At 71.5% G+C, this 20,534-nt stretch carries 21 protein-coding genes and 1 pseudogene; 12 read left to right on the forward strand and 10 right to left on the reverse strand.

All coding sequences use genetic code 11. The features are described from left to right. Positions 1 to 93: 93 nt before the first annotated feature. Genes ACWEVS_RS39670 through ACWEVS_RS39685 form a run of 4 tightly spaced genes read right to left on the reverse strand, consistent with a single transcriptional unit; the run spans position 94 to position 3,483 of the window. Positions 94 to 1,275, reverse strand: a complete 1,182-nt coding sequence (locus tag ACWEVS_RS39670; protein WP_449914306.1) for an ABC transporter permease — start codon at positions 1,273 to 1,275, stop codon at positions 94 to 96. Next, positions 1,272 to 1,931, reverse strand: a complete 660-nt coding sequence (locus ACWEVS_RS39675; protein WP_449914303.1) for an ABC transporter ATP-binding protein — start codon at positions 1,929 to 1,931, stop codon at positions 1,272 to 1,274. The genes ACWEVS_RS39670 and ACWEVS_RS39675 overlap by 4 nt, the downstream gene beginning before the upstream one ends. Further along, positions 1,928 to 2,968 (reverse strand): peptidoglycan-binding protein, encoded by a 1,041-nt coding sequence (locus ACWEVS_RS39680; protein ID WP_449914301.1) that lies wholly within the window; start codon positions 2,966 to 2,968, stop codon positions 1,928 to 1,930. Before ACWEVS_RS39680 ends, ACWEVS_RS39675 begins: the two co-directional genes overlap by 4 nt. After that, positions 2,965 to 3,483, reverse strand: coding sequence for a hypothetical protein (locus ACWEVS_RS39685; protein WP_354913942.1), 519 nt, complete (start codon positions 3,481 to 3,483; stop codon positions 2,965 to 2,967). Before ACWEVS_RS39685 ends, ACWEVS_RS39680 begins: the two co-directional genes overlap by 4 nt. Before the next feature lie 83 nt (positions 3,484 to 3,566). On the opposite strand from ACWEVS_RS39685, the gene ACWEVS_RS39690 reads away from it, so the two are divergent. Both ACWEVS_RS39690 and ACWEVS_RS39695 read left to right on the forward strand, forming a co-directional pair. Continuing rightward, entirely contained in the window at positions 3,567 to 4,211 is a 645-nt protein-coding gene (locus ACWEVS_RS39690; RefSeq protein ID WP_354913940.1) for a response regulator transcription factor, read from the forward strand. Next, positions 4,208 to 5,434: a sensor histidine kinase gene (locus ACWEVS_RS39695; RefSeq protein WP_452555952.1), complete on the forward strand. Its 1,227-nt coding sequence runs from the start codon at positions 4,208 to 4,210 to the stop codon at positions 5,432 to 5,434. Before ACWEVS_RS39690 ends, ACWEVS_RS39695 begins: the two co-directional genes overlap by 4 nt. On the opposite strand, the gene ACWEVS_RS39700 is transcribed toward ACWEVS_RS39695, so the two are convergent. Then, positions 5,424 to 6,725 carry an aminotransferase class I/II-fold pyridoxal phosphate-dependent enzyme gene (locus ACWEVS_RS39700; protein ID WP_452555954.1) on the reverse strand — a complete coding sequence of 434 codons (1,302 nt, stop codon included), beginning with the start codon at positions 6,723 to 6,725 and terminating at the stop codon, positions 5,424 to 5,426. The two genes, ACWEVS_RS39695 and ACWEVS_RS39700, sit on opposite strands and share 11 nt — an antisense overlap. Positions 6,726 to 6,798: 73 nt before the next feature. Between ACWEVS_RS39700 and ACWEVS_RS39705 the strand changes: the two genes are divergently transcribed. After that, positions 6,799 to 7,770, forward strand: coding sequence for a helix-turn-helix domain-containing protein (locus ACWEVS_RS39705; RefSeq protein WP_354913935.1), 972 nt, complete (start codon positions 6,799 to 6,801; stop codon positions 7,768 to 7,770). 456 nt (positions 7,771 to 8,226) lie between these two features. On the opposite strand, the pseudogene ACWEVS_RS39710 reads toward ACWEVS_RS39705, so the two are convergent. Further along, positions 8,227 to 8,379, reverse strand: a pseudogene (locus ACWEVS_RS39710) (ClpX C4-type zinc finger protein); the annotation flags it as partial. A gap of 18 nt (positions 8,380 to 8,397) precedes the next feature. Beyond that, on the reverse strand, positions 8,398 to 8,766 hold the full coding sequence (locus ACWEVS_RS39715; RefSeq protein WP_354913933.1) for a hypothetical protein: 369 nt from the start codon (positions 8,764 to 8,766) through the stop codon (positions 8,398 to 8,400). A 342-nt stretch (positions 8,767 to 9,108) separates the two neighbouring features. Between ACWEVS_RS39715 and ACWEVS_RS39720 the strand changes: the two genes are divergently transcribed. The 8 genes from ACWEVS_RS39720 to ACWEVS_RS39755 all read left to right on the forward strand — a co-directional run bounded on the left by ACWEVS_RS39720 (position 9,109) and on the right by ACWEVS_RS39755 (position 16,385). After that, positions 9,109 to 10,905, forward strand: a complete 1,797-nt coding sequence (locus tag ACWEVS_RS39720; protein ID WP_452555956.1) for a glycosyltransferase family 2 protein — start codon at positions 9,109 to 9,111, stop codon at positions 10,903 to 10,905. A 73-nt stretch (positions 10,906 to 10,978) separates the two neighbouring features. Then, entirely contained in the window at positions 10,979 to 11,986 is a 1,008-nt protein-coding gene (locus ACWEVS_RS39725) for an energy-coupling factor ABC transporter permease (RefSeq protein ID WP_449914287.1), read from the forward strand. A 2-nt stretch (positions 11,987 to 11,988) separates the two neighbouring features. Next, positions 11,989 to 12,747: a cobalt ECF transporter T component CbiQ gene (cbiQ, locus tag ACWEVS_RS39730; protein ID WP_354913927.1), complete on the forward strand. Its 759-nt coding sequence runs from the start codon at positions 11,989 to 11,991 to the stop codon at positions 12,745 to 12,747. Continuing rightward, on the forward strand, positions 12,741 to 13,502 hold the full coding sequence (locus tag ACWEVS_RS39735; protein WP_452555958.1) for an energy-coupling factor ABC transporter ATP-binding protein: 762 nt from the start codon (positions 12,741 to 12,743) through the stop codon (positions 13,500 to 13,502). Before cbiQ ends, ACWEVS_RS39735 begins: the two co-directional genes overlap by 7 nt. A gap of 135 nt (positions 13,503 to 13,637) precedes the next feature. Next, positions 13,638 to 13,976, forward strand: coding sequence for an STAS domain-containing protein (locus ACWEVS_RS39740; protein ID WP_354913924.1), 339 nt, complete (start codon positions 13,638 to 13,640; stop codon positions 13,974 to 13,976). 85 nt (positions 13,977 to 14,061) lie between these two features. Next, positions 14,062 to 14,838, forward strand: a complete 777-nt coding sequence (locus ACWEVS_RS39745; protein ID WP_354913922.1) for an SDR family NAD(P)-dependent oxidoreductase — start codon at positions 14,062 to 14,064, stop codon at positions 14,836 to 14,838. A gap of 10 nt (positions 14,839 to 14,848) precedes the next feature. Further along, on the forward strand, positions 14,849 to 15,616 hold the full coding sequence (locus ACWEVS_RS39750) for a crotonase/enoyl-CoA hydratase family protein (protein ID WP_452555960.1): 768 nt from the start codon (positions 14,849 to 14,851) through the stop codon (positions 15,614 to 15,616). 145 nt (positions 15,617 to 15,761) lie between these two features. Next, positions 15,762 to 16,385: a rhomboid family intramembrane serine protease gene (locus ACWEVS_RS39755; protein ID WP_354913920.1), complete on the forward strand. Its 624-nt coding sequence runs from the start codon at positions 15,762 to 15,764 to the stop codon at positions 16,383 to 16,385. Between the two features lie 93 nt (positions 16,386 to 16,478). On the opposite strand, the gene ACWEVS_RS39760 is transcribed toward ACWEVS_RS39755, so the two are convergent. The 3 genes from ACWEVS_RS39760 to ACWEVS_RS39770 all read right to left on the reverse strand — a co-directional run bounded on the left by ACWEVS_RS39760 (position 16,479) and on the right by ACWEVS_RS39770 (position 19,660). Beyond that, positions 16,479 to 17,087, reverse strand: coding sequence for a TIGR00645 family protein (locus ACWEVS_RS39760; RefSeq protein WP_452555962.1), 609 nt, complete (start codon positions 17,085 to 17,087; stop codon positions 16,479 to 16,481). A gap of 221 nt (positions 17,088 to 17,308) precedes the next feature. Then, a complete protein-coding gene (gene serC / locus ACWEVS_RS39765; RefSeq protein ID WP_449914276.1) occupies positions 17,309 to 18,418 on the reverse strand; it encodes a phosphoserine transaminase in 1,110 nt (369 codons plus the stop codon). A gap of 135 nt (positions 18,419 to 18,553) precedes the next feature. After that, positions 18,554 to 19,660, reverse strand: a complete 1,107-nt coding sequence (locus ACWEVS_RS39770) for a citrate synthase 2 (protein ID WP_354913914.1) — start codon at positions 19,658 to 19,660, stop codon at positions 18,554 to 18,556. Positions 19,661 to 19,892: 232 nt separating this feature from the next. Between ACWEVS_RS39770 and pdxH the strand changes: the two genes are divergently transcribed. Then, positions 19,893 to 20,534, forward strand: a complete 642-nt coding sequence (gene pdxH / locus ACWEVS_RS39775; protein WP_354913912.1) for a pyridoxamine 5'-phosphate oxidase — start codon at positions 19,893 to 19,895, stop codon at positions 20,532 to 20,534.

Genomic DNA, 20,534 nt, shown 5'->3' on the forward strand with positions numbered 1-20,534 from the left:
ATCGCGATCCCCGAGGGAGAGTGGGACAAGGCCACCCTGCTCGCCTTCGAACCGCCACGCTCGTCATCGGCACCGTCGCGGGGCTCTACCCGGTCAGGTGGTGGTCAGTGCCACCGTCGGCGACAGGCGGGCCGCGCGCATGGCCGGGTAGAGCCCCGCGACGGTGCCGATGACGAGCGTGGCGGCCACCGCGCCGCCGATCGCCCACGGGGGCACGACCGGCGGCCAGTCCCGCGACATCGCGTACCCGACCGTCGCCAGCGCCCCCAGGACCGCGCCCGCCACCCCGCCGAGCGCCGACAGCAGCAGCGACTCCGACAGGAACTGGACGCGGATCTGCCCTCTCGTCGCCCCCAGCGAGCGGCGCAGGCCGATCTCGCGGCGGCGTTCGAGGACGGAGATGACCATGGTGTTGGCCACGCCGACCCCGCCCACCAGCAGCGCGACCGCGCCGAGGCCGAGCAGCAGGCTGGTGAAGGCGCCCGCGGCGGCGGCCCTGGCGGCCAGCGCGTCGGACGGGCGGCTGACGTCGACCTCGTTGGGGTTCTCCGGGTTGACCGTGCGCGGCAGCACGTCCCGCACGGCCTCGACCGCCTCCTCCGCCGACCGTTCGTAGATCGTCGTCGGGTGCCCGTCGAAGCCGAGATGTTCCTCGGCGACGGGGAAGCCGACGAGCGCCGACCGTTCGATCTCGGGGGCGAGCGGCGTGGGGCGGAGGATCCCGATCACCGTGAACCAGCGCCCGCCCATCCACACCCGCACGCCGGTGCGGGTGATGCCCAGCCGTTCGGCGGCCTTGGCGCCGAGGACGACGGCGGGCTGGCGGGAGGTGGCGTCGTTCAGCCAGGTGCCCTTCGCCACCGTGCCCTCCAGCGTCTCCAGCAGGGACGTGGTCGCCGCCTGGACGCTGATGCCGCCGGTCACCGCCTCGTCGATGTGGGAGGTCCGCCGTACGGTCGCCGGGGCCGACCCCGTCGCGGCGGCGGAGAAGACGGGGCCGATGCGGGAGACCATGTCGACCGCGGTGCGCGGCAGCTTGGCGGGCTCGCCGAAGACGGTGTTGCCCGCCGAGACGGTCAGCATGTTGGTGCCCAGCTTGTCGAGCTGGCGCAGCAGTTGCTCCCGCGAGGACGACGAGATGCCGATGACCGCGATCATCGTGGCGATCCCGATGGCGATCCCGAGCGCCGACAGGATCACCCTGGCCGGGCGGGCCCGCAGCCCCGACGCCCCGACCCTGAGGACGTCGCGGAGGCTCAGCCTGGCCGGTCTCATGGGAGCACCAGCCCGTCCCTGACCCGCACCTGCCGGGGACACCACTCGGCGATCTCGCTGTCGTGCGTGATGATCGCGATGGTCGTCCCCGCCTCGCTGAGCTCTTTGATGATCTTCAGGACCTCGGCTCCCGCCGCCGAGTCGAGGTTGCCCGTCGGCTCGTCGGCCAGCAGCAGGGGCGGGTCGCCCACGACGGCCCTGGCCACGGCGACACGCTGCTGCTCGCCGCCCGACATCTGGTTCGGCTTGTGGCCGAGCCGGTGGCCGAGGCCCACCCGGTCCAGCGCCGCGGCCGCCCGCTCGCGCCGGACGCGCAGCGGGGTGCCGGTGTAGAGCATTCCGTCGGCCACGTTGTCCAGCGCGCTCACCCCCGGCGACAGGTGGAACTGCTGGAAGACGAAGCCGAGGTGCCGGGCGCGCAGCGCGGACAGCCGGCGGTCGCTCAGCCCCAGGACGTCGTGCCCGGCGATCCGCACGCTTCCCGCCGTCGGCCGGTCGAGGGTGCCGATGATCTGCAGCATCGTGGACTTGCCCGAGCCGGAAGGCCCGATGATCGCCAGCAGCTCGCCGGAGTCGACCGTCAGATCCACCCCGCGCAGCGCGTGGACGGTGCCGTTGTAGGTCTTGGTGACTCCGCGCAGCTCGATGATGCTCATTCGGCGGGCACCCCGACCTTCATCCCCTCGGCCAGTCCCGCGCCGGTGATCTCGACCATGCCGCTGCCGAACGCGCCGACCTCGACCGGCACGAGCCTGGTGCGGGCGCCCTCGACGACCTCGACGCCGAACCCGCCCTCGCGCAGCGCGAGCAGCGCCTCCACCGGTACGGCCAGCACGTCCTCGCGCCGCTCGCTGACCAGCTCGACCTCGACCGGCGCCTGGTCCAGCTTGGTGCGGGGGGCCTTGTCCAGGGTGATGTCGACATCGACGGTCGTGCTCTCCTTGACCGTCTTGGCGACCGTGCCGACCGAGGTGATCCGCCCGGCCGCCTTCTCGCCGCCCGGCAGCTCGACGGTGACCTTGGCCCCCTTCCTGGCCAGGGTCTGGTCGTCGGTGTCGAGGTCCACGTGGACCACCCTGTCCAGGCCGCTGACCGCCAGCACCTGCCGGCCGTGGGCGGCCCTGCCGCCGACCTCGCCCCGGACGCCGGTCACCCTGACGGCCGACGGCAGGAACACCACCTGGGCGGCGTCCACCCGTCCCGTCTCGGGCAGGCCCCTGTCCTCCTGCCACTCGACGACGGCCTGGTAGGTGGCGTAGGTGAACTCGTCGTCCACGGTGAAGCCGTCGTAGCCGAGCGCGGCGAGGTTGCGTTCGAGCTGCTCGACGTCCGGGCCGTCGCCGACGCCGAGCTGGAGGGTGCGGTAGAGGGGGAGCTTGCCGTACATGAGGACCGTGGGGCGGCGGTCGGTCCTGAACAGGGACCGGCCCCGCCTCACGACCGCGCCCTCGTCGGGGAGCCAGGTCAGCGTGCCCGCCGCGCCCGCGGCCACCTGGCGCTCGCCCTCGTAGGTGAGGGCGCCGTCGACCGTCTTGGTGTCGATCAGGTCCTGCCTGGTGATCGGCGCCGTGGCCGGTACGGCCGCCGCCGCGGGGGCCGCCGCGCCGGTGCCGCCGTCGGCCAGGACGGCCACCGCCGCGCCCGCCACCGCGACCGCGAGGAGGCAGGCACCGGCGAGGGCGACCCTTCTCACGAGCCGTTCCCCCTCAGCGCGCCGGGCGCGAACTCCTTGCAGGCCTCCTGGGCGACCTTCATCGCCTGCTCGCCGCCCTCGGCCCCGGTGATCCTCACCATGCCGTCGGCGCTCGGGTCCTCCATCTTGACGCCGTTCTCGCGCATGCACTGGGCGAACTTCAGCATCTGGTCGCGCTGGGCGGGGTCCATGGCCTTGCGCTCGCCCGCCGCCTGGTCGAGGTACTGCTTGCAGGCCTTCATCGCGGCCTCGGTCTTGGCCTGCTCGCCCTTCTTGGCCTGGATGCGCACGCCTCCGCTGCCGTCGGGATCGGGCATGTCGACGCCGTTCTCGCGCATGCACTGGGCGAACTTGAGCTGGGCGGTGTTCCTGTCCATGGTGGCCGAGGCGCTCGGCCTGGCGGCGGCGGTGGCGCTCTCGCCGACGCCGGCGACCTGCGCGGTGGTGGAGGGGGTCGAGCCGCACGCGGCGGCGAGCAGGAGTGGCAGCGCGGCCACGAGGAGGTGTCTTCTCATGCCGCACACTTCACTGAAGGGAGCGCTAAAGCCGGATAAGTGGCTTACTCACGGCTAACAGGCGGTGCTGCACGCTCGTCATCATGCGGGTGCTCATCGTGGAAGACGAGGAACAGCTGGCCGACGCCGTGGCGCGCGGGCTGCGGCTGCAGGCCATGGCCGTCGACGTGGCCTACGACGGCCAGGAGGCGCTCGAACGCGCCTCCCACACCGACTACGACGTCGTCGTCCTCGACAGGGACCTGCCCGAGGTGCACGGCGACGACGTCTGCGAGGAGCTGGCCGGCAGGAGCAGGATCCTCATGCTCACGGCGGCCGGACAGGTGCGCGACAAGGTCGAAGGGCTCACCCTCGGCGCGGACGACTACCTGGTCAAGCCGTTCGCCTTCGCCGAGCTGGTGGCCAGGATCAGGACCCTGGCCCGCCGCAGCTCGCCCGCCGCGCCGCCGGTGCTGGAGCGGGCCGGGATCAGGCTCGACCCCGCCCGCCGTACGGTGACCAGGGACGGGCGGCCCGTGTCGCTCAGCCGCAAGGAGTTCGACCTGCTGTGGGAGCTGATGCGCGCCGAAGGCGCGCTGGTGACCTCGGCGGAGCTGCGCCGCAGGGTGTGGGACGAGTACGCGGGCACCGACACCGCTGTCCTGCGCGTCACCATGACCGCGCTGCGCAGGAAGCTCGGCGGTCCCGCCCTCGTCGGGAACGTGCCGGGCAAGGGGTACCGGCTGTGAGGCTCGGGCTGCGCGCCAGGCTCACCGTCCTGTACGGCGTGCTGTTCTTCGTGGCCGGATCGCTGCTGCTCTGGTTCACCTACCTGCTGACGTCCAGCGCGTTGAGCAAGCAGTTCGTCCTGGCGTTCGCCAAGGTCGGCCCGGGCGCGGCGCTGCCGTCCAAGGAGCAGCTGCAGACCACGATGAAGCGCGAGGTGGGCGTACGCGCCGCCGAGGTGCTGGACGAGATGCTGCGCTACTCGCTCATGATCATGATTCTCATCGGGATCATCGCGGTGATCCTCGCCTACCTGGTGGCCGACCGCGCGCTGCGGCCGATCGACCGGGTGACCGAGACCGCGCAGCGCCTGTCGGAGAGCACCCTGCACGAGCGCATCGGCCTGGACGGACCCGACGACGAGGTCAAGCGCCTGGCCGACACCTTCGACGCGATGCTCGACCGGCTGCACAGGGCGTTCGACGCCCAGCGCAGGTTCATCTCCAACGCCTCCCACGAGCTGCGCACGCCCCTGGCGATCAACCGCACGGTCCTGGAGGTGTCGCTGGAGGAGCCGGAGGCCTCCGCCGACCTGAAGGCGCTGGCACGGGCGTTGCTGGGCACCAACGCCCGCTACGAGCGGCTGATCGAGGGCCTGCTGCTGCTGGCCCAGTCGGAGCAGGAGCTCACCGCGCGCCGCCCGGTCGAGCTGCGCCACATCGTCCGCACCGTGCTGGAGCAGGTCGACCTGCAGCCGCGCAGGCGCCGGGTCACGATCCACCAGGACCTGTCGGACGCCGAGGTCGAGGCCGATCCGCTGTTCCTGGAGCGCTGCCTGTTCAACCTCGTGGAGAACGCGATCAAGTACAACGTGCGCGACGGCCAGGTCTGGATCAGGGTGTCGGCCGACGGGCTCGTCACGGTGGAGAACACCGGGCCCGTGGTCGCGCCGTACGACGTGGACGGCCTGTTCGAGCCGTTCCGGCGGCCGGCGGGGGAGCGCGTGCGCTCCGACAGGGGCGCCGGGCTCGGGCTGTCGATCGTGCGGGCCATCGTCGACGCGCACGGCGGCACCATCACCGCGCTGCCCAGGCCGGACGGCGGCCTGGCCGTCACCGTGAGCCTGCCCAGGCCGGACGGCGGCCTGGCCGTCACCGTGAGCCTGCCCAGGCCGGCGACGGCGAGCGTCGCGGGCCCGGGCAGGCCCGTGAGGGGGACCGGGGGTCTGCGGGAGGTCAGCAGGTGAAGTGGACCCCGGAGAAGCCGCGCCGCCACTGGGTGACCTCGGGCGCGACCGTCGCGGGATCCACGGACGGGTCGAGGCTGCGGGCCACGAACGCGGCCAGCACGGGCATGTCCTCCTCCGTCATGCCCAGCCGCGCCACCTCGGGCGTGCCCAGGCGCAGCCCGTTGACGTCGCCCTCGACCGGGGCGGCCGGCAGGCCGATGCCGCAGGCCAGCAGGTTGGCTCGGCGCATGCGGCGGGCCGCGGCCTGGCCGCCCTGGGGAGCGACGAGCGCGAACTGGTGGGAGTTGGTGCCGCCGCCGAAGACGGGCAGGCCGAGCTCCTGCAGGCTGGTCGCCAGCTGGTGGGCGGTGCTCACCATCATCTCCGCGTAGGCCTTGCCCGCCACCTTCCAGTCCAGCAGCGCGACGGCCAGCGCCGCCGTACGGCCCGCGTCGAAGTTGGCGGTGAGCCCCGGATAGGCGATCGCGTCGAGGCGTTCGGCCAGCGCGGCCGAGTCGGTGACGACCAGGCCGCCGGCCGGGCCGCCCAGGCTCTTGTAGGTGCTCATCGTCATGAGGTGCGCGCCCTGGGCCAGCGGGTTCGGCCAGACGCCGCCGGCGATCATCCCGCACACGTGGGCCGCGTCGAACAGCAGGAGGGCCCCCACCTCGTCGGCGACCTCGCGGACGGCGGACACCGGGTGGGGGAAGGGGTTGAGGCTGCCGCCGAGGGTGATCAGCCTTGGCCTGACCCGTACGGCGAGCTCGCGCAGCGCGGCGACGTCGACGGTGTAGCCGTCGGCCGCGACGGGGGCGTCGACGGTGGTCAGGCCGTACAGGCCGGCCGCGCCCGCCGCGTGGTGGGTGACGTGTCCGCCGATGGCGGGCGGCGGGGCGATGATCGTGTCGCCCGGCTTGCAGGTGGCCATGAACGCGTAGAGGTTGGCCAGCGCGCCCGAGCCCACGCGGACCTCGGCGTAGCGGGCCGAGAACACCTCGGCGGCCAGCTCGGCGGCGATGATCTCGATCTGCTCGATGGCCTCGAGGCCGGTCTCGTACTTCTCACCCGGGTAGCCGAGGGAGGGCCTGGAGCCGAGCCCGGCCGACAGCAGCGCCTCGGCGCGCGGGTTCATGACGTTGGTCGCGGGGTTGAGGTTGACGCACTCCACGTCGTGGATCTCGTGGCTGCGGGTGGTGAGCCGCTCGATCTCGGCCAGCGTGGCCGAGGCGGGCTGCGAGGAGACGGCGGCCGCGCCGTGCTGAACGAGATCGTCGGCGGCGGCGGGAACCCAGGAGCGAGGGGCGAGCATGGGGCCAGGGTAAGCAGCACGTCGCGGCGGGCACATGGTGTGGATGAAGGGACCCGCTCCTACACTTGTCGGAATGCAGGCATGGCTCGACGCGCTCGCCGCGGCCATCGAGCGGAGCGTCACCGTCGACGACCCCGACGGCCGGCTGATCGCCTACAGCTCGCGGCACGCCGACGCCGATCCGGTGCGGGTCGCCGCGATCCTCTCCCGGCAGGTCGCGCCCGAGATCAGCCGCTGGCAGGACCTGCACGGCATCGCCGCGGCCACGGCACCCGTCCGGGTGCCGGCCAACGAGGAGCTCGGCATGGGGGCCAGGGTCTGCGTGCCCATCAGGGACGGCGGGCGCGCGCTCGGCTACCTGTGGCTGCTCGACCCCGACCAGACGCTGGACGGCAAGGCGCTCGCGCTGGCCGAGGAGACCGCCCGCGAGCTGGCGGCCGCCTGGCACGAGGACCCCGACGCGATGGTCCGCCGCCTGCTGACCACGGGGCAGGGCTGGAACCGGACGACCCCCAGACTCATCCAGGTGTGCGTCGTGCTTCCCGGCTCCGGCCGGCCGGAACGCCATGCCATCGGCGGCTTGCGGACCGACACCCACGCCGCCTACCTGCTCCGCCAGCCCGCCGACGCCATGCCGGACGAGGACGGCGTCACCCGCGGCTACAGCGAGGCGATGGCGCCCGAGGCGGCTCCTGAGGCCTACCGCCAGGCGCTGACCGCCGCCCACCTGGCCGCCGCCGACCCCGCGCTGCCGCGCCAGGTGTCGTGGGCGGGGCTGGGGCCGTACCTGACGCTGCTCGGCGCGGCGGACGACCCGCTGGCCGGGCTGGACGGCGAGCAGGCGCACACCCTGGAGACCTACCTGGACCTCGGCGGCAACGCCCAGCGCGCCGCGGCGGCGCTGCACCTGCACCGGACGACCCTGTACTACCGGCTCGGCCGCATCGCCGAGGCGCTGGGCGCCGACCTCGACGACGGCATGACCAGGCTCCACCTGCACCTGGCGCTGAAGAAACGAAGGCTCGACTCGGGTCTTCCCGGCTGAGCCCCCTGCTCCAGCTCCCCGGCGGCGGCCGGGGAGCTGGAGCCCGTTCATTCGGCGGTGAGCCGTTCGGCCTCCTCGTGCAGCGCGGCGACCAGCAGGAGCTCGATCGCGAGCTCGGTCAGGTCGGGCGCCGCGAGGCCCTCGAGAACGTGCATGGTGGGCCTCCCTGATCAGGGGACGCCCCAGCAGTCACAGTGGTTTACCGGACGGGTTACCCGGACGGTTACCTGGGCCGGTTATCTGGGCCGGTTATCTGAACCTCTCCCAGGCCGACTGGCGGGTCATGTTCAGGGACGCGCCGATGCGTTCCCAGCTCACGTCGCGGGTGCGGAGGTGGCGCACCCAGTCGTGCAGGTTGTCGTCGATCTGCACCTGGACCGCCGCGATCTTGGGAAGGTGGTCGAGGATCTGCTCGACGGACATCTCCTCCCACATGGGCAGGCGCGGCTCCGACGGCGCGCTGAGGCGCTCTGTCTCGAGGATCTCGTTGCAGAGGGCGACGCACTGGTCGCAGATGTGCACTCCCGGGCCCGCGATGAGCTTGCCGACGTCCGCGCTCTTCTTGTGGCAGAACGAGCAGCGGAGCTTGTCCTTCCAGCTGTCAGGCATGGCCTGACAGTAATCCCGTCAGGCGACACCTGACAAGCCCTCCTGCACGGCTTCTCTGGTCTCCTTGACCTGGGACATGATGATGGCGTTGCGCTCCTCGCCGATCTTGCGGCAAATGGTGGTGTAGGCCTGCAGGATCTTGCGGTAGGCGGCGCGCGCCTCCTCGAGTTGGGCGCTGAGCGCGAGCACTCTGATGGGGTCGCCGTAGAGCTCGGCCTCGGCGAGCATGGCGCGCGCCTCGTTCACGATCTGCTCCGCCCGCTGACGCGTACGGCGCAGCAGTGCCGAGCACTCGTAGAGCTCGGCGAGCCGTGCGGAGGAGACGATGCGCTCGGCGGAGCGCACGGCTGGATCCTCGGTCGTCTCACGGCTGAGTTCCGTTCCCATTTCCGCCACCTCTCAGATCAAGGTTGCCTGAGTGTAGACGCGTCATTCCCGTCTTGGGATCACCCAGGTGGGCAGGGGGTAGGGCACTGTTCCCTGCAGGGATGAATCTCTACGCCGCAGGGGAATTCAGCGCCCCCGCCGAGCCGCAATTCACCCTGCTTAATCAGCAAATTTGCATCGCCGAGTGATATGTCGGTTGTCCCGAAAGTAAAGCCGTCAACACGCCGGATTGCCCGCGCGAACCCGCAGTCTCGTCACATACTGAATTCAAGGGCTAGCGGAACGTGACGGCTGAGGGGCGCGGCTGTGGCTGAACGACCGACCGGATGCGAAGAGGGCGGTGTGGACGTCAGCGTCATCATCCCCGTCCGCGACTGCCGTGACTATCTCGATCGCAGCCTGACCTCCGCACTGGTCCAGCGGGTGAAGAAGGAGATCGTCGTCGTCGACGACGGCTCCACCGACGGCAGCGCCGAACTGCTCGAGCTCTACTCCCATTACCACCGTGGCGTGGTCAGGGTCGTGCGCAAGGAGCACCCGATCGGCGCGGGCGGCCCCCGCAACACCGGGCTGGAGCACGCTCGGGGCCGCTACGTGTTCTTCTGCGACGCCGACGACTACCTCGGTCCCGAGGCGCTCGAGCGCATGGTCGCCATGGCCGACAAGAACGCCGCCGACATCGTGCTCGGCAAGATCGTCGGGCATGGCCGCCGCGCGCCGGTCTCGATGTTCCTGCACAGCACCGACCGGGTCGACCTGGGCGACAGCGCCGTCTACAACAGCCTGAGCTGCTTCAAGCTCTACCGCAGGGAGATGCTCGACCGGCACGGCATCAGGTTCGCCGAGGGGCAGCTGATCGGCGAGGACATCGTCTTCAGCGTCCACGCCTACTGCCACGCCGAGATCATCTCTGTCGTGGCCGACTACGACTGCTACCACCTGGTCGCCAGGCCCGACGGCAGCAGCATCATGCAGCAGCCGGCCAGTCGCGACCCGCTCGGCTGGCTGGCCATGATCGGCAAGCCCATCGAGCTGATGACCGCGCACATCGGGCCGGGGCCGCTGCGCGACCACCTGCTCCGCCGCCACTTCAGGCTCGACATCTTCGCCCAGCTCGGCGCCCCCTTCCTGGCTGCCGACGACATGCGGCGCAAGGAGATCGCCCACGAGGTGGCCGTCCTGTGCGACCGGTGGCTGACGCCGGGCGTCACCGACCGGCTCACCACGACCGACCGCCAGCGCCTGGCGGCGCTCGACGACATCGACAGGCTCGTACGGCTGGCCGGCATCGAGGCCGCCGTCGTGTGCCGCCGCCTGACCGGGCTGCGTTGGGAGAGCGACAGGCTGGTCGTGGAGGGCGAGGCGGCGCTCGACGGCCAGCACGCCGCCGGCGGCGTCGCGCTCGTCCTGCGCTCCCGGCAGGAGCAGGGCGGCGAGCTGGTCCTGCCGGCCGACCCGGTGGGCGACGGCGGCTTCATCGCGAGCGTCGACCCCGGCGAGCTGTCGTCCGGCGTGTGGGACTTCTACGTCGCCGTCGAGTGCGAGGGTGTCATCCGCCTGGGCAGGCTGGGCGCCGACCGCGACGGCGGCATCACCAGGCCGGTTCCCCGCCTGGTGGGCAGTGCGGTGGCGCTGCCGTACTTCACCAGGACCAACGGCAACCTCAGCGTCGACGTCGGCGGGCACGTGCTCACCGTGCCGGGCAGCGCGCGGCTCACCCGCACCCGGTGGATCCTGGGGCACCGCCTCCTCCTCGACGGGGAGATCACCGTGGGCGGCGGCGGGATCCCCGAGGCGGGCGCGGTCAAGCAACTGGTCTGGAGGGAGCGCCACAGCGGCAGGGAGCGCGTCGAGCCGGTGGTGGCGCTGCCCGGCGGCGTGTTCGTGGCCAAGCCCGCGATCGGCAGGTTCGCCCCCGGCACCTGGGACGCCTACCTGGAGCTGGAGCTGGGCGGGCCGCCCGCGCGGTTCAGGATCGAGGTCGACGCCGGCACGGTGGCCGAGCCGCGCAGCTGGTGGCGGGGCCCCGTGCGCAGCAGCGTCCGGCCGTACGCGACGGCGGGCAAGGGCAGGCTGAGCACGGTCGTCCGTAAGATCACGCCTCGGGCGCTCGTGCGAAGGCTGATCCGCCGCGGGTAATTGCTAGACATGTGCAACTGCAAAGCCTTGACTTAAAGTAGGGGAGTTTCGTCCGCTTACTGGAGGCTTGGTCGTGCACGTACCCGATGGCTTCTTCAATGCCGCTACATCCGTCTCGGCAGGCGTCGTCGCGGCCGCCGGGGTGGCGGTCTGCCTGCGCGGCGCCCGGCGGGAGCTCGACGACCGCACCGCGCCCATGGCGGGGCTGGTCGCCGCCTTCATCTTCGCCGTCCAGATGCTCAACTTCCCCGTCGCCGCCGGCACCAGCGGTCACCTGCTGGGCGGGGCGCTGGCCGCGATACTCGTCGGACCCTACACCGGCGTGTTGTGCATGGCCGTGGTGCTTCTCGTCCAATGCGTCTTCTTCGCCGACGGCGGCCTGACCGCGCTCGGCATCAACATCGTGATCATGGGCGTGGTCACCGTACTGGTCGGGTGGGGTCTGTTCCGCCTGGTCACCAGGGCGGCGAAGGGCAAGGCGGCGGTCGGCGCGGCCGCCTTCCTCGCCGCTCTGGTCTCGGTGCCCGCCTCCGCGCTGGCCTTCTCGCTGCTGTTCGCGGTCGGCGGCACCGCCCCGATCGACGCCGCCGCCGTCGCCGGGGCCATGGGTGGCGTCCACGTGCTCATCGGCATCGGTGAGGCCCTCATCACCACCGCGACCGTCGGCGCGGTGCTGGCCGTACGGCCCGACCTGGTCTACGGCGCCCGCGGCCTGGCCGCCCCGCTCGTCCTGAAGGGCGCCGACGGCACGACCTCGCCCGTCGGCGCGGCCCCCGCGGCCAAGCCCGCCACCGGCGGCAGGCCGTTCCTGCTCGGCGGCGTCGGCCTGACGCTCGTGCTGGCCGGCGTGGTCTCCTTCTTCGCCTCCGCCGACCCCGACGGCCTGGAGGCGGTCGCCGAGAACAAGGGCTTCCTCGACCAGGCCACCGACCACCTGTTCGGCTCGTGGGCCCTGGCCGACTACGGCGACGTCGGCGGCGTGCCCGTCGGCGTCGCGGGGGTCGTCGGCGTCGGCATCACGCTGCTCGTCGCCGGCGCCGTCGCCTTCGCGGCCCGCCGCCGCGCGGGAGCCGGGGTCTAGAGATGGGCGCGGGGCACCACCACCAGCTCTACCGGCCCGGCGACTCGCCCGTCCACCGGCTGCCGCCGCAGTGCAAGCTGGTGGCGATGCTGGCCTTCGCGGGCGTCGTCGTGGCCACGCCGCGCGAGGCCTTCTGGGCCTTCGGCTGCTACGCGCTGCTGCTGGCGCTCACGGCGGGCGTCGCACGGGTGCCCGCCGCCCACGTGGTCAGGCGGATGGCGATCGAGATCCCGTTCGTGCTGTTCGCGCTGGCGATCCCGATCATCGGGATGGGGGAGCGGACCGAGGTCCTCGGGCTCTCGCTCAGCGTGCCGGGACTGTGGGCGGCGTGGAACATCCTGGCCAAGGCCTCCCTCGGCGTCGTCGCCTCCATCCTGCTGGCCGCCACCACCGAACCGCGGATGATCCTGCTCGGCGCCCAGCGGCTGCGGCTGCCGTCGTTGCTGGTGCAGATCGCGATGTTCATGCTGCGGTACATGGACGTGATCGTGGACGAGATGCGGCGGATGCGGGTGGCGCGGGAGGCCAGGGGCTTCGAGGCGCGCAACCTCACCCAGATCCCGGTGATCGCCAGGTCGGCCGGCGCGCTGTTCATCCGCTCCTACGAGCGGGGGGAGCGGGTGCACCTGGCTATGCTCAGCCGGGGGTACAGCGGCTCGCTGCCGCTCATCCACGATGTCTCCGGATCGGGGCGGCAGTGGGGGACCGCGCTGGCCCTGCCCGTCACGGCGCTGGCCGTCCTTGGAGTGTCACTGTGGTGAAGTCCCTTGAGGTGAGCGAGCTCGCCTACGCCTATCCCGACGGCACGCAGGCGCTGTTCGGGGTGAACCTCACGATCGGGCGCGGCGAGCGCGTCGCCCTGCTCGGGCCGAACGGCGCGGGCAAGACCACCCTGGTCATGCACCTCAACGGCATCCTGACCGCCGGACACGGCACGGTCAGCGTCGCCGGCACCCCGGTGCGGGCCGACACCCTCAAGGAGATCAGGCAGCGGGTGGGGCTGGTCTTCCAGGACCCCGACGACCAGCTGTTCATGCCGACCGTGCGCGACGACGTCGCCTTCGGCCCCGCCAACATGGGCGTCAGGGGCGAGGAGCTGGAGCGCAGGGTCAAGAACGCGCTCGACAGGGTGGGCATGGCCGACCATCTCGACCGGCCGCCGCACCACCTGTCCTTCGGCCAGCGCCGGCGGGTCGCGGTGGCCACCGTGCTGGTCATGGAGCCGGAGATCCTGGTGCTCGACGAGCCGTCGTCCAACCTCGACCCGGCGGCGCGCAGGGAGCTGGCCGAGATCCTGCGCTCGCTCGACGTGACCGTGCTGATGGTCACCCACGACCTGCCGTACGCGCTGGAGCTGTGCGAGCGCTCGCTGATCCTGTCCGGCGGGGTGATCGCCGCCGACGGGCCGACCCCCCGCCTGCTGTCCGACTCCGCGCTGCTGGCCGAGCACCGCCTCGAGCTGCCGTACGGCTTCGCCGTCCCTGAGGCTCCCGGGACCGCCGAGACGCGTGGGTGACCGCCGGGCGGTCGCCCTCGCCGTCCGCGGCGGTCCTCGGCCGGGCATTCCGCTGCCCGCACGTTGGTGAGCGTAGTTTGTCCATGCCGCTCGTCGGGGGATGTCGAAGTACAGTGGCTCATCGAGGAGGGCCGAATGAAGCTACGGCTGGCGCGCCATGCCATGGGAGACGCCGTGGTGGTCGCGGTGGAGGGTGAGCTCGATCTCTTCACCGCGCCATTCCTCCGTGACGAGGTCCGCGACGCGATCAAACAGGACGGCGCGCGGCTGGTGCTCGATCTCCAGGCGCTGTCGTTCATGGACTCCAGCGGTCTGTCGGTGCTGATCGAGGCGTGGCGCCTGGCGACGGGTGAGGGTGGGTGCGTGTCGCTGGCCGCGCCCCAGGCGCCCGTGGCCCGCATCCTGCGCACCACCGGCCTCGACCGCCGCATCAAGGTCTACCCCGACGTCGACACGGCGGTGGGCGCGATCTGACCGGCGGGGCCGGGCGGACCGGCGGGGAGAGATTTGAGCCACTCGAAGTAGAACTTCGTTCGGTTCTCGCGTTAAGGTCCGTGACATGGACGTCAACGGAGCAGTAGCAATCATCTCGGGCGGGGCGAGCGGCCTGGGCGAGGCCACGGCCCGCGAGCTCGCCCGGCAGGGCGCGACCGTGGTCATCGCCGACCTCAACGAGGAGCGCGGCAAGGCGATCGCCGACGAACTCGGCGGCGTCTTCGTCAGGACGGACGTGTCGGACGAGGCCGAGGTCCAGGCCGCCGTCGACGCGGCCGTGGCCACCGGCAAGCCGGTCCGCGTGATCGTCAACAGCGCGGGCATCGGCTGGGCCGAGCGCACCGTCAACCGTGAGGGCGCCCCGCACAGCCTGGCCAGCTACCGCAAGGTCATCGAGGTCAACCTGATCGGCACCTTCAACCTCATGCGCATCGGCGCGGCCGCCATCGCCAGGACCGAGCCCGTCTCCGAGGACGGGCACAGGGGCGTGGTCGTCAACACCGCCTCCGTCGCGGCGCTGGAGGGCCAGACCGGGCAGCTCGCCTACTCCGCGTCCAAGGGCGGCATCGTGGGCATGACCGTGCCCGCGGCCCGCGACCTGGCCGCCATCGGCGTGCGCGTCAACACCATCTGCCCCGGCATCATCGACACCCCGATCTACGGCTTCGCCGGCGACGCCGCCGAGGAGTTCAAGGCCAAGCTCGTCGCCCCCGTCGTCTTCCCCAAGCGCATGGGCCGCCCCGACGAGTTCGCCCACCTGGTGCGCTCGCTGATCGAGAACGACTACATGAACGCCGAGGTCATCAGGTTCGACGGCGGTATCCGCTTCCAGCCCAAGTGATGAGGTGCGCGTGTCCTCCGACGAAGTACTGATCGAGGAGTCCGACGGCGTCGCGGTGATCACCATCAACCGCCCGTCGGCTCGCAACGCCGTCAACGGAGCCGTCGCCCGTGGCCTCGCCGCCGCGCTCGACGCGCTCGACTCCCGCCCCGACATCTCCGTCCACGTCCTGACCGGGGCGGGCGGCACGTTCTCCGCGGGCATGGACCTCAAGGCCTTCCTGACCGGCGACCTGCCCGTCATCGAGGGCAGGGGCTTCGGCGGCATCGCCGAGTCGCCGCCCAGGAAGCCGCTGATCGCGGCCGTCGAGGGGTACGCGCTGGCGGGCGGCTTCGAGCTCGCGCTGTCGTGCGACCTGATCGTGGCCTCGTCCGAGGCGAAGTTCGGCCTGCCCGAGCCCAAACGCGGGCTCGTGGCGGGCGCGGGCGGCATCATGCGCCTGCCCCGCCGGATCCCCTACCACGTGGCCATGGAGATCGCGCTGACCGGCGACCACTACCCGGCTTCCCGGCTGTACGAGCTCGGCCTCGTCAACCGGATCACCGCCCCGGGCGCGGCGCTGCAGGGCGCCCTGGAGCTGGCCAGGACGATCGCCGCGAACGCCCCGCTGGCGCTGGCGGCGACCAAGCGGGTCGTCATCGAGTCGGCGGACTGGTCGCTGGAGGAGATGTTCGAGAAGCAGGGGCCGATCATCAACCCGGTGTTCGGCTCGAAGGACGCGATGGAGGGCGCGGCGGCCTTCGCCGAGAAGCGCCCGCCGGTGTGGCGGGGCGAGTAGGTCCTTCCCGGCTCCTCCCGCGCCGCCGGGAGGAGCCCCGGCCATCGTGCGGCGGCGCCGTCCCGCGGGAGACGGGCGCCGCGCGCAGGGGATGCTCCGCATTACCGTAAAGGGAGAAGCCTTCCCTCCGACGGCAGGAGAGCGCATGAGTTCCCCCTACGAGTCGGCCAGGCGCGGCGCGAGCGGCCTCCTGCAGGGCGCGCTCGGCGCCCTCCTCCTGGTCGTCGGCATGGTCGTCGTGATGTGGGCGGTCGAGATCTTCGACTACTTCGCGCTCGGCCGCCTCGACTACGAGCTCGGCATCGTCTCCTGGTCTCCCGACGGCCTCGTCGGGATCCTCTTCGCGCCGTTCCTGCACGCCGACTTCGGCCACCTCATGGCCAACTCGCTGCCGCTGCTCGTCCTCGGCTTCCTGGCCGCCTTCCGCGGCCTGGGCAGGTTCCTGTGGGCCACGCTGATCATCATGGTGATCGGCGGCGTCGGCACCTGGGTCGCCACCCCTCCCGGCGTGGTCACCGTGGGCGCCAGCGGGCTGGTCTTCGGCTATTTCGGATTCGTGGTCGCCCGGGGGCTGTTCGACCGGCGCGTGCTCGACATCGTGGTGGGCATCGGCGTGGCCGCGGCGTACTACTCGCTGCTGTGGGGCCTGCTGCCGAACGAGCAGGGCATCTCGTGGCAGGGCCACCTGTTCGGGCTCGTCGGCGGCGTCGTCGCGGCGTGGGTGCTGCGGCGCAGGTCCGCGATCGGCCGCACGCCCGAACCCTTCTGATTCCGCCGTGGCCCGCCGATCAGCCGGGCGAGGCCCTCGGATGGGTGAGCGCCGCCCGCGGACCCGCAGCGGCCCGCTGAGCGGCGCCCAGGGTCAGTGGGCGGCCGGCGCCTTGGTGCGTTCGGCCGGCGAGGCGGCCAGCAGCCGGTCGATGTAGGCCAGCCCGATGGCCGAGGCCACGAAGGCCAGGTGCATGAGGGTCTGCCACATCATGGTCGCCGACGGCGTGTCCTTGGCCCTGATGAACGTCTGGAGCAGGTGCACCGACGAGATGCCGATGATGGCGGTGCCCAGCTTGACCTTGAGCACGTTGGCGTTGACGTGGGAGAGCCATTCGGGCTCGTCGGGATGGTCGGTGAGGTCGATGCGCGAGACGAACGTCTCGTAGCCGCCCACGATCACCATGATGAGCAGGTTGGAGATCATCACCACGTCGATGAGCCCGAGGACCGCGAGCATGACGATGACCTCGGGGCCGGGAAGCGAGTCGACGCCGCCGAAGGCGTCGACCGTGGCCTGGCTGACGTGTCCGGTGATGATCGTGTCACCCAGGTGCCACAGCTCCACCATGAACTGCCACACGTAGAGACCCTGGGCCACGATCAGGCCGAGATAGAGCGGCGCCTGCAGCCACCGGCTGGCGAACATCAGGTGGCCCAGACCGCGCCCCCTCCTCGCAGGCTCCCCCGAGATGGACGTCACTCCTTGTACTCCTGTCGCAGTGGTGGGGCCGCGCTCCGGCAGCCTCGGGTCGTGGACGCGCTCGGGGCCCGCACACGCGAACGAGCACGTCACCCGGCTCACGCTCGAGGCGCCCGCCGCCGGCACCGGCAGGCTGCCGGTGCCGGCGAGGGTCGCGCGGAGCGGGGCGCCGGGGGACGCGCTCGCGTTGCCCGGCGAGCCTGCCCGCCGGGCCAAGGACGCTAGAGGCGCTCGACCACGTAGTCGACGCAGGTGGTCAGGGCCTCGATGTCGGACGGCTCGATCGCCGGGAACATCGCGACGCGCAGCTGGTTGCGGCCGAGCTTGCGGTAAGGCTCGGTGTCGACGATGCCGTTGGCGCGCAGCACCTTGGCCACCGCGGCGGCGTCGACCGTGTCGGAGAAGTCGATCGTGCCGACCACCTGCGAGCGGAACTCGGGGGCGGCGAACGGCGTGGCGAACGACGACTTCTCGGCCCAGGTGTAGAGGCGCTGGGCGGAGTCGGCGGTGCGCGAGGTGGTCCAGGCCAGGCCGCCGTTGCCGTTCATCCAGTCGAGCTGGTCGGCCAGCAGGAACAGCGTGGCCACCGACGGGGTGTTGTAGGTCTGGTCCTTGGCCGAGTTGTCGATGGCGACGGGCAGGCTGAAGAACTCCGGCACGTAGCGGCCGCTCGCGGCGATCTCCTCGACGCGGGCCAGCGCGCGCGGCGACATGATCGCGATCCACAGGCCGCCGTCGGAGGCGAAGCTCTTCTGCGGGGCGAAGTAGTAGACATCGGTCTCGGCGATGTCGACGGGCAGGCCGCCGGCGCCCGAGGTGGCGTCGACGAGGACGAGGGCGTCGTCGCCGCCGACCCGCCTGATCGGCATCGCGACGCCGGTGGAGGTCTCGTTGTGGGTGAGGGCGTAGACGTCGACGCCGTCCTCGGCCACGGCCTCCGGGTGGGTGCCGACCTCCGACTTGATGATGGTCGGGTCGCCCAGCCACGGCGCCTTGCTGACGACCGCGCCGAACTTGGAGGAGAACTCGCCGAAGGACAGGTGCTGCGACTTCTGGCGCACCAGCCCGAAGGCGGCGATGTCCCAGAACGCGGTGGTGCCGCCGTTGCCCAGCACGACCTGGTAGCCCTCCGGCAGCGAGAACAGGTCGGCGAGCCCGGCGCGGACCCTGCCGACCAGGTTCTTGACCGGCTTCTGCCGATGGGAGGTGCCCATCACGCCGGCGCCAGTGGTGGCGAGCGCGGACAGCTGCTCGGGTCGGACCTTCGAGGGCCCGCAGCCGAAGCGGCCGTCGGCGGGCTTGATGTCAGCGGGAATCACGATGTCAGCCACCTGCCCAAGCCTACTGAGCCGACTCCGGTGGCTCGTCCCGGGTCCGGGATGTGAGACATGTGGCGGGCGGCGGGAGCCGTACGGAACGACAAACGGCCCGCTGGTGATCAGCGGGCCGTTACCGAGGGAAAGGCGTCAGATGGTGCCGACGACCTCGTCGGCGCCGGGGACGTCGCTCAGCGGACGCGTGGCGGGGCCGACGTAGTTGGCGCTGGGGCGGACCAGCCTGCCCGTGCGCTTCTGCTCCAGGATGTGCGCGGCCCAGCCGGCCGTGCGCGCGCAGGTGAACATCGAGGTGAACATGTGCGAGGGAACCTCGGCGAAGTCGAGGACCACGGCAGCCCAGTACTCCACGTTGGTGGCGAGCACCCGGTCGGGCTTGCGCGCGTGCAGCTCCTCCAGAGCCGCCTTCTCCAGTGCGGCGGCGACCTCGTAGCGAGGAGCGTCGAGCTCCTTCGCGGTACGGCGCAGCACCCGGGCGCGCGGGTCCTCGGCGCGGTAGACGCGGTGACCGAAGCCCATCAGGCGGTTGCCCTTGTCCAGCTCGCTCTGGACGTACTTCTTGGCGTCGCCGAGCTGCTCGACGCCCTCGATCATGTGCAGCACGCGGGCGGGCGCGCCGCCGTGCAGCGGACCCGACATCGCGCCCACAGCGCCGGAGAGCGCGGCGGCCACGTCGGCGCCGGTGGAGGCGATGACGCGGGCGGTGAACGTGGAGGCGTTCATGCCGTGCTCGGCGGCGGAGGTCCAGTAGGCGTCGATGGCCTTGACGTGCTTGGGGTCGGGCTCGCCCCGCCAGCGGACCATGAACCTCTCGGTGATGGTCTTGGCCTCGTCGACCCTGCTCTGCGGCACCATCGGCAGGCCGAGGCCGCGCGCCGACTGCGCCACGAAGGACAGGGCCATCACGGACGCGCGCGCCAGGTCGTCGCGGGCCTGCGCGTCGTCGATGTCGAGCAGCGGCTTGAAGCCGTAGGCCGGGGCCAGCATGGCCAGCGCGCTCTGCACGTCGACGCGGATGTCACCGGAGTGGACCGGGATGGGGTACGGCTCCGCGGGCGGCAGGCCCGGCTGGAACTTGTTGTCGACAAGCAGACCCCAGACGTGCCCGAACGGGACACGACCTACCAGGTCTTCGATGTCGACGCCCCGATAGCGAAGGGCCCCTCCCTCTTTGTCCGGTTCCGCGATCTCGGTCTCGAAGGCCACGACGCCTTCGAGTCCGGGTTTGAAGTCGGACATTCTTGGCCGCCTTCCTTTCTTGCCGTATGGGCAATCCGTCTCATGGTCGCGGCCGCCTCGGGCGCGTGTTCGCATCCCCGGGGCTCGTCCGCTTCTGTTGATGTCGAGATACCGGCGGGTCAATTTAACCCCCTAACAGGGCGTGCTTCGTCTTCGGGCACGCCGAAACGCCATCGGTGCTGGTAGGGGGTTGTGCGTGGGATCGCCACCAAGCGCGCAAGAATACCTAGTCGTGGATGTCACTTCGCTGGCGGGGCTCCGCCGTACCTATGAGGGACAGCCGTTGCTCGAATCTGACGTCGCGGCCGAGCCGATCGCGCAATTCACTCGATGGTTCGAGGAGGCGCTGGAGGCCGGCCTGCCCGAGCCCAACGCGATGGTGGTCGCCACCGCGTCGGCAGGAGGCCGGCCGAGCGCCAGGACCGTGCTGCTCAAGGGCTACGACGAGCGCGGCTTCGTCTTCTTCACCAACTACGAGTCGCGCAAGGGGCGTGACCTGACCGAGAACCCGCGTGCCTCGCTGCTGTTCCCGTGGCATCCGATCCGCCGCCAGATCAGGATCGAGGGCAGCGTGGTCCGCCTGTCGCACGAGGACTCGGCCGCCTACTTCAACTCCCGCCCGTACGGCTCCCGCGTCGGCGCGTGGGCCTCGCGCCAGTCGGCGGTCGTGCGCTCGCGCGAGGAGCTCGACGACCGTTACGCCGAGCTCGCCGCCCGCTGGCCGGAGGAGCCGCCCGTGCCCGACTTCTGGGGCGGCTTCCGGGTGGTGCCGATCGAGGTGGAGTTCTGGCAGGGCCAGATGGACCGCATGCACGACCGGCTGCGCTATCGGCGGGTTCACTCCGGTTGGGAGTTGGAGCGGCTTGCCCCCTAA

Source organism: Nonomuraea sp. NPDC003754, assembly GCF_053605785.1.

Excerpts from the sequence above, each read along its gene's own strand:
- ACWEVS_RS39770 (WP_354913914.1), bottom strand. The coding sequence starts at position 19,660 with ATGTCCGACTTCAAACCCGGACTCGAAGGCGTCGTGGCCTTCGAGACC.
- ACWEVS_RS39700 (WP_452555954.1), bottom strand. The coding sequence starts at position 6,725 with ATGCTCGCCCCTCGCTCCTGGGTTCCCGCCGCCGCCGACGATCTCGTT.
- ACWEVS_RS39705 (WP_354913935.1), top strand. The coding sequence starts at position 6,799 with ATGCAGGCATGGCTCGACGCGCTCGCCGCGGCCATCGAGCGGAGCGTC.
- cbiQ (WP_354913927.1), top strand. The coding sequence starts at position 11,989 with ATGGGCGCGGGGCACCACCACCAGCTCTACCGGCCCGGCGACTCGCCC.
- ACWEVS_RS39690 (WP_354913940.1), top strand. The coding sequence starts at position 3,567 with ATGCGGGTGCTCATCGTGGAAGACGAGGAACAGCTGGCCGACGCCGTG.
- ACWEVS_RS39740 (WP_354913924.1), top strand. The coding sequence starts at position 13,638 with ATGAAGCTACGGCTGGCGCGCCATGCCATGGGAGACGCCGTGGTGGTC.
- ACWEVS_RS39745 (WP_354913922.1), top strand. The coding sequence starts at position 14,062 with ATGGACGTCAACGGAGCAGTAGCAATCATCTCGGGCGGGGCGAGCGGC.
- ACWEVS_RS39715 (WP_354913933.1), bottom strand. The coding sequence starts at position 8,766 with ATGGGAACGGAACTCAGCCGTGAGACGACCGAGGATCCAGCCGTGCGC.
- ACWEVS_RS39675 (WP_449914303.1), bottom strand. The coding sequence starts at position 1,931 with ATGAGCATCATCGAGCTGCGCGGAGTCACCAAGACCTACAACGGCACC.
- ACWEVS_RS39755 (WP_354913920.1), top strand. The coding sequence starts at position 15,762 with ATGAGTTCCCCCTACGAGTCGGCCAGGCGCGGCGCGAGCGGCCTCCTG.
- ACWEVS_RS39670 (WP_449914306.1), bottom strand. The coding sequence starts at position 1,275 with ATGAGACCGGCCAGGCTGAGCCTCCGCGACGTCCTCAGGGTCGGGGCG.
- ACWEVS_RS39685 (WP_354913942.1), bottom strand. The coding sequence starts at position 3,483 with ATGAGAAGACACCTCCTCGTGGCCGCGCTGCCACTCCTGCTCGCCGCC.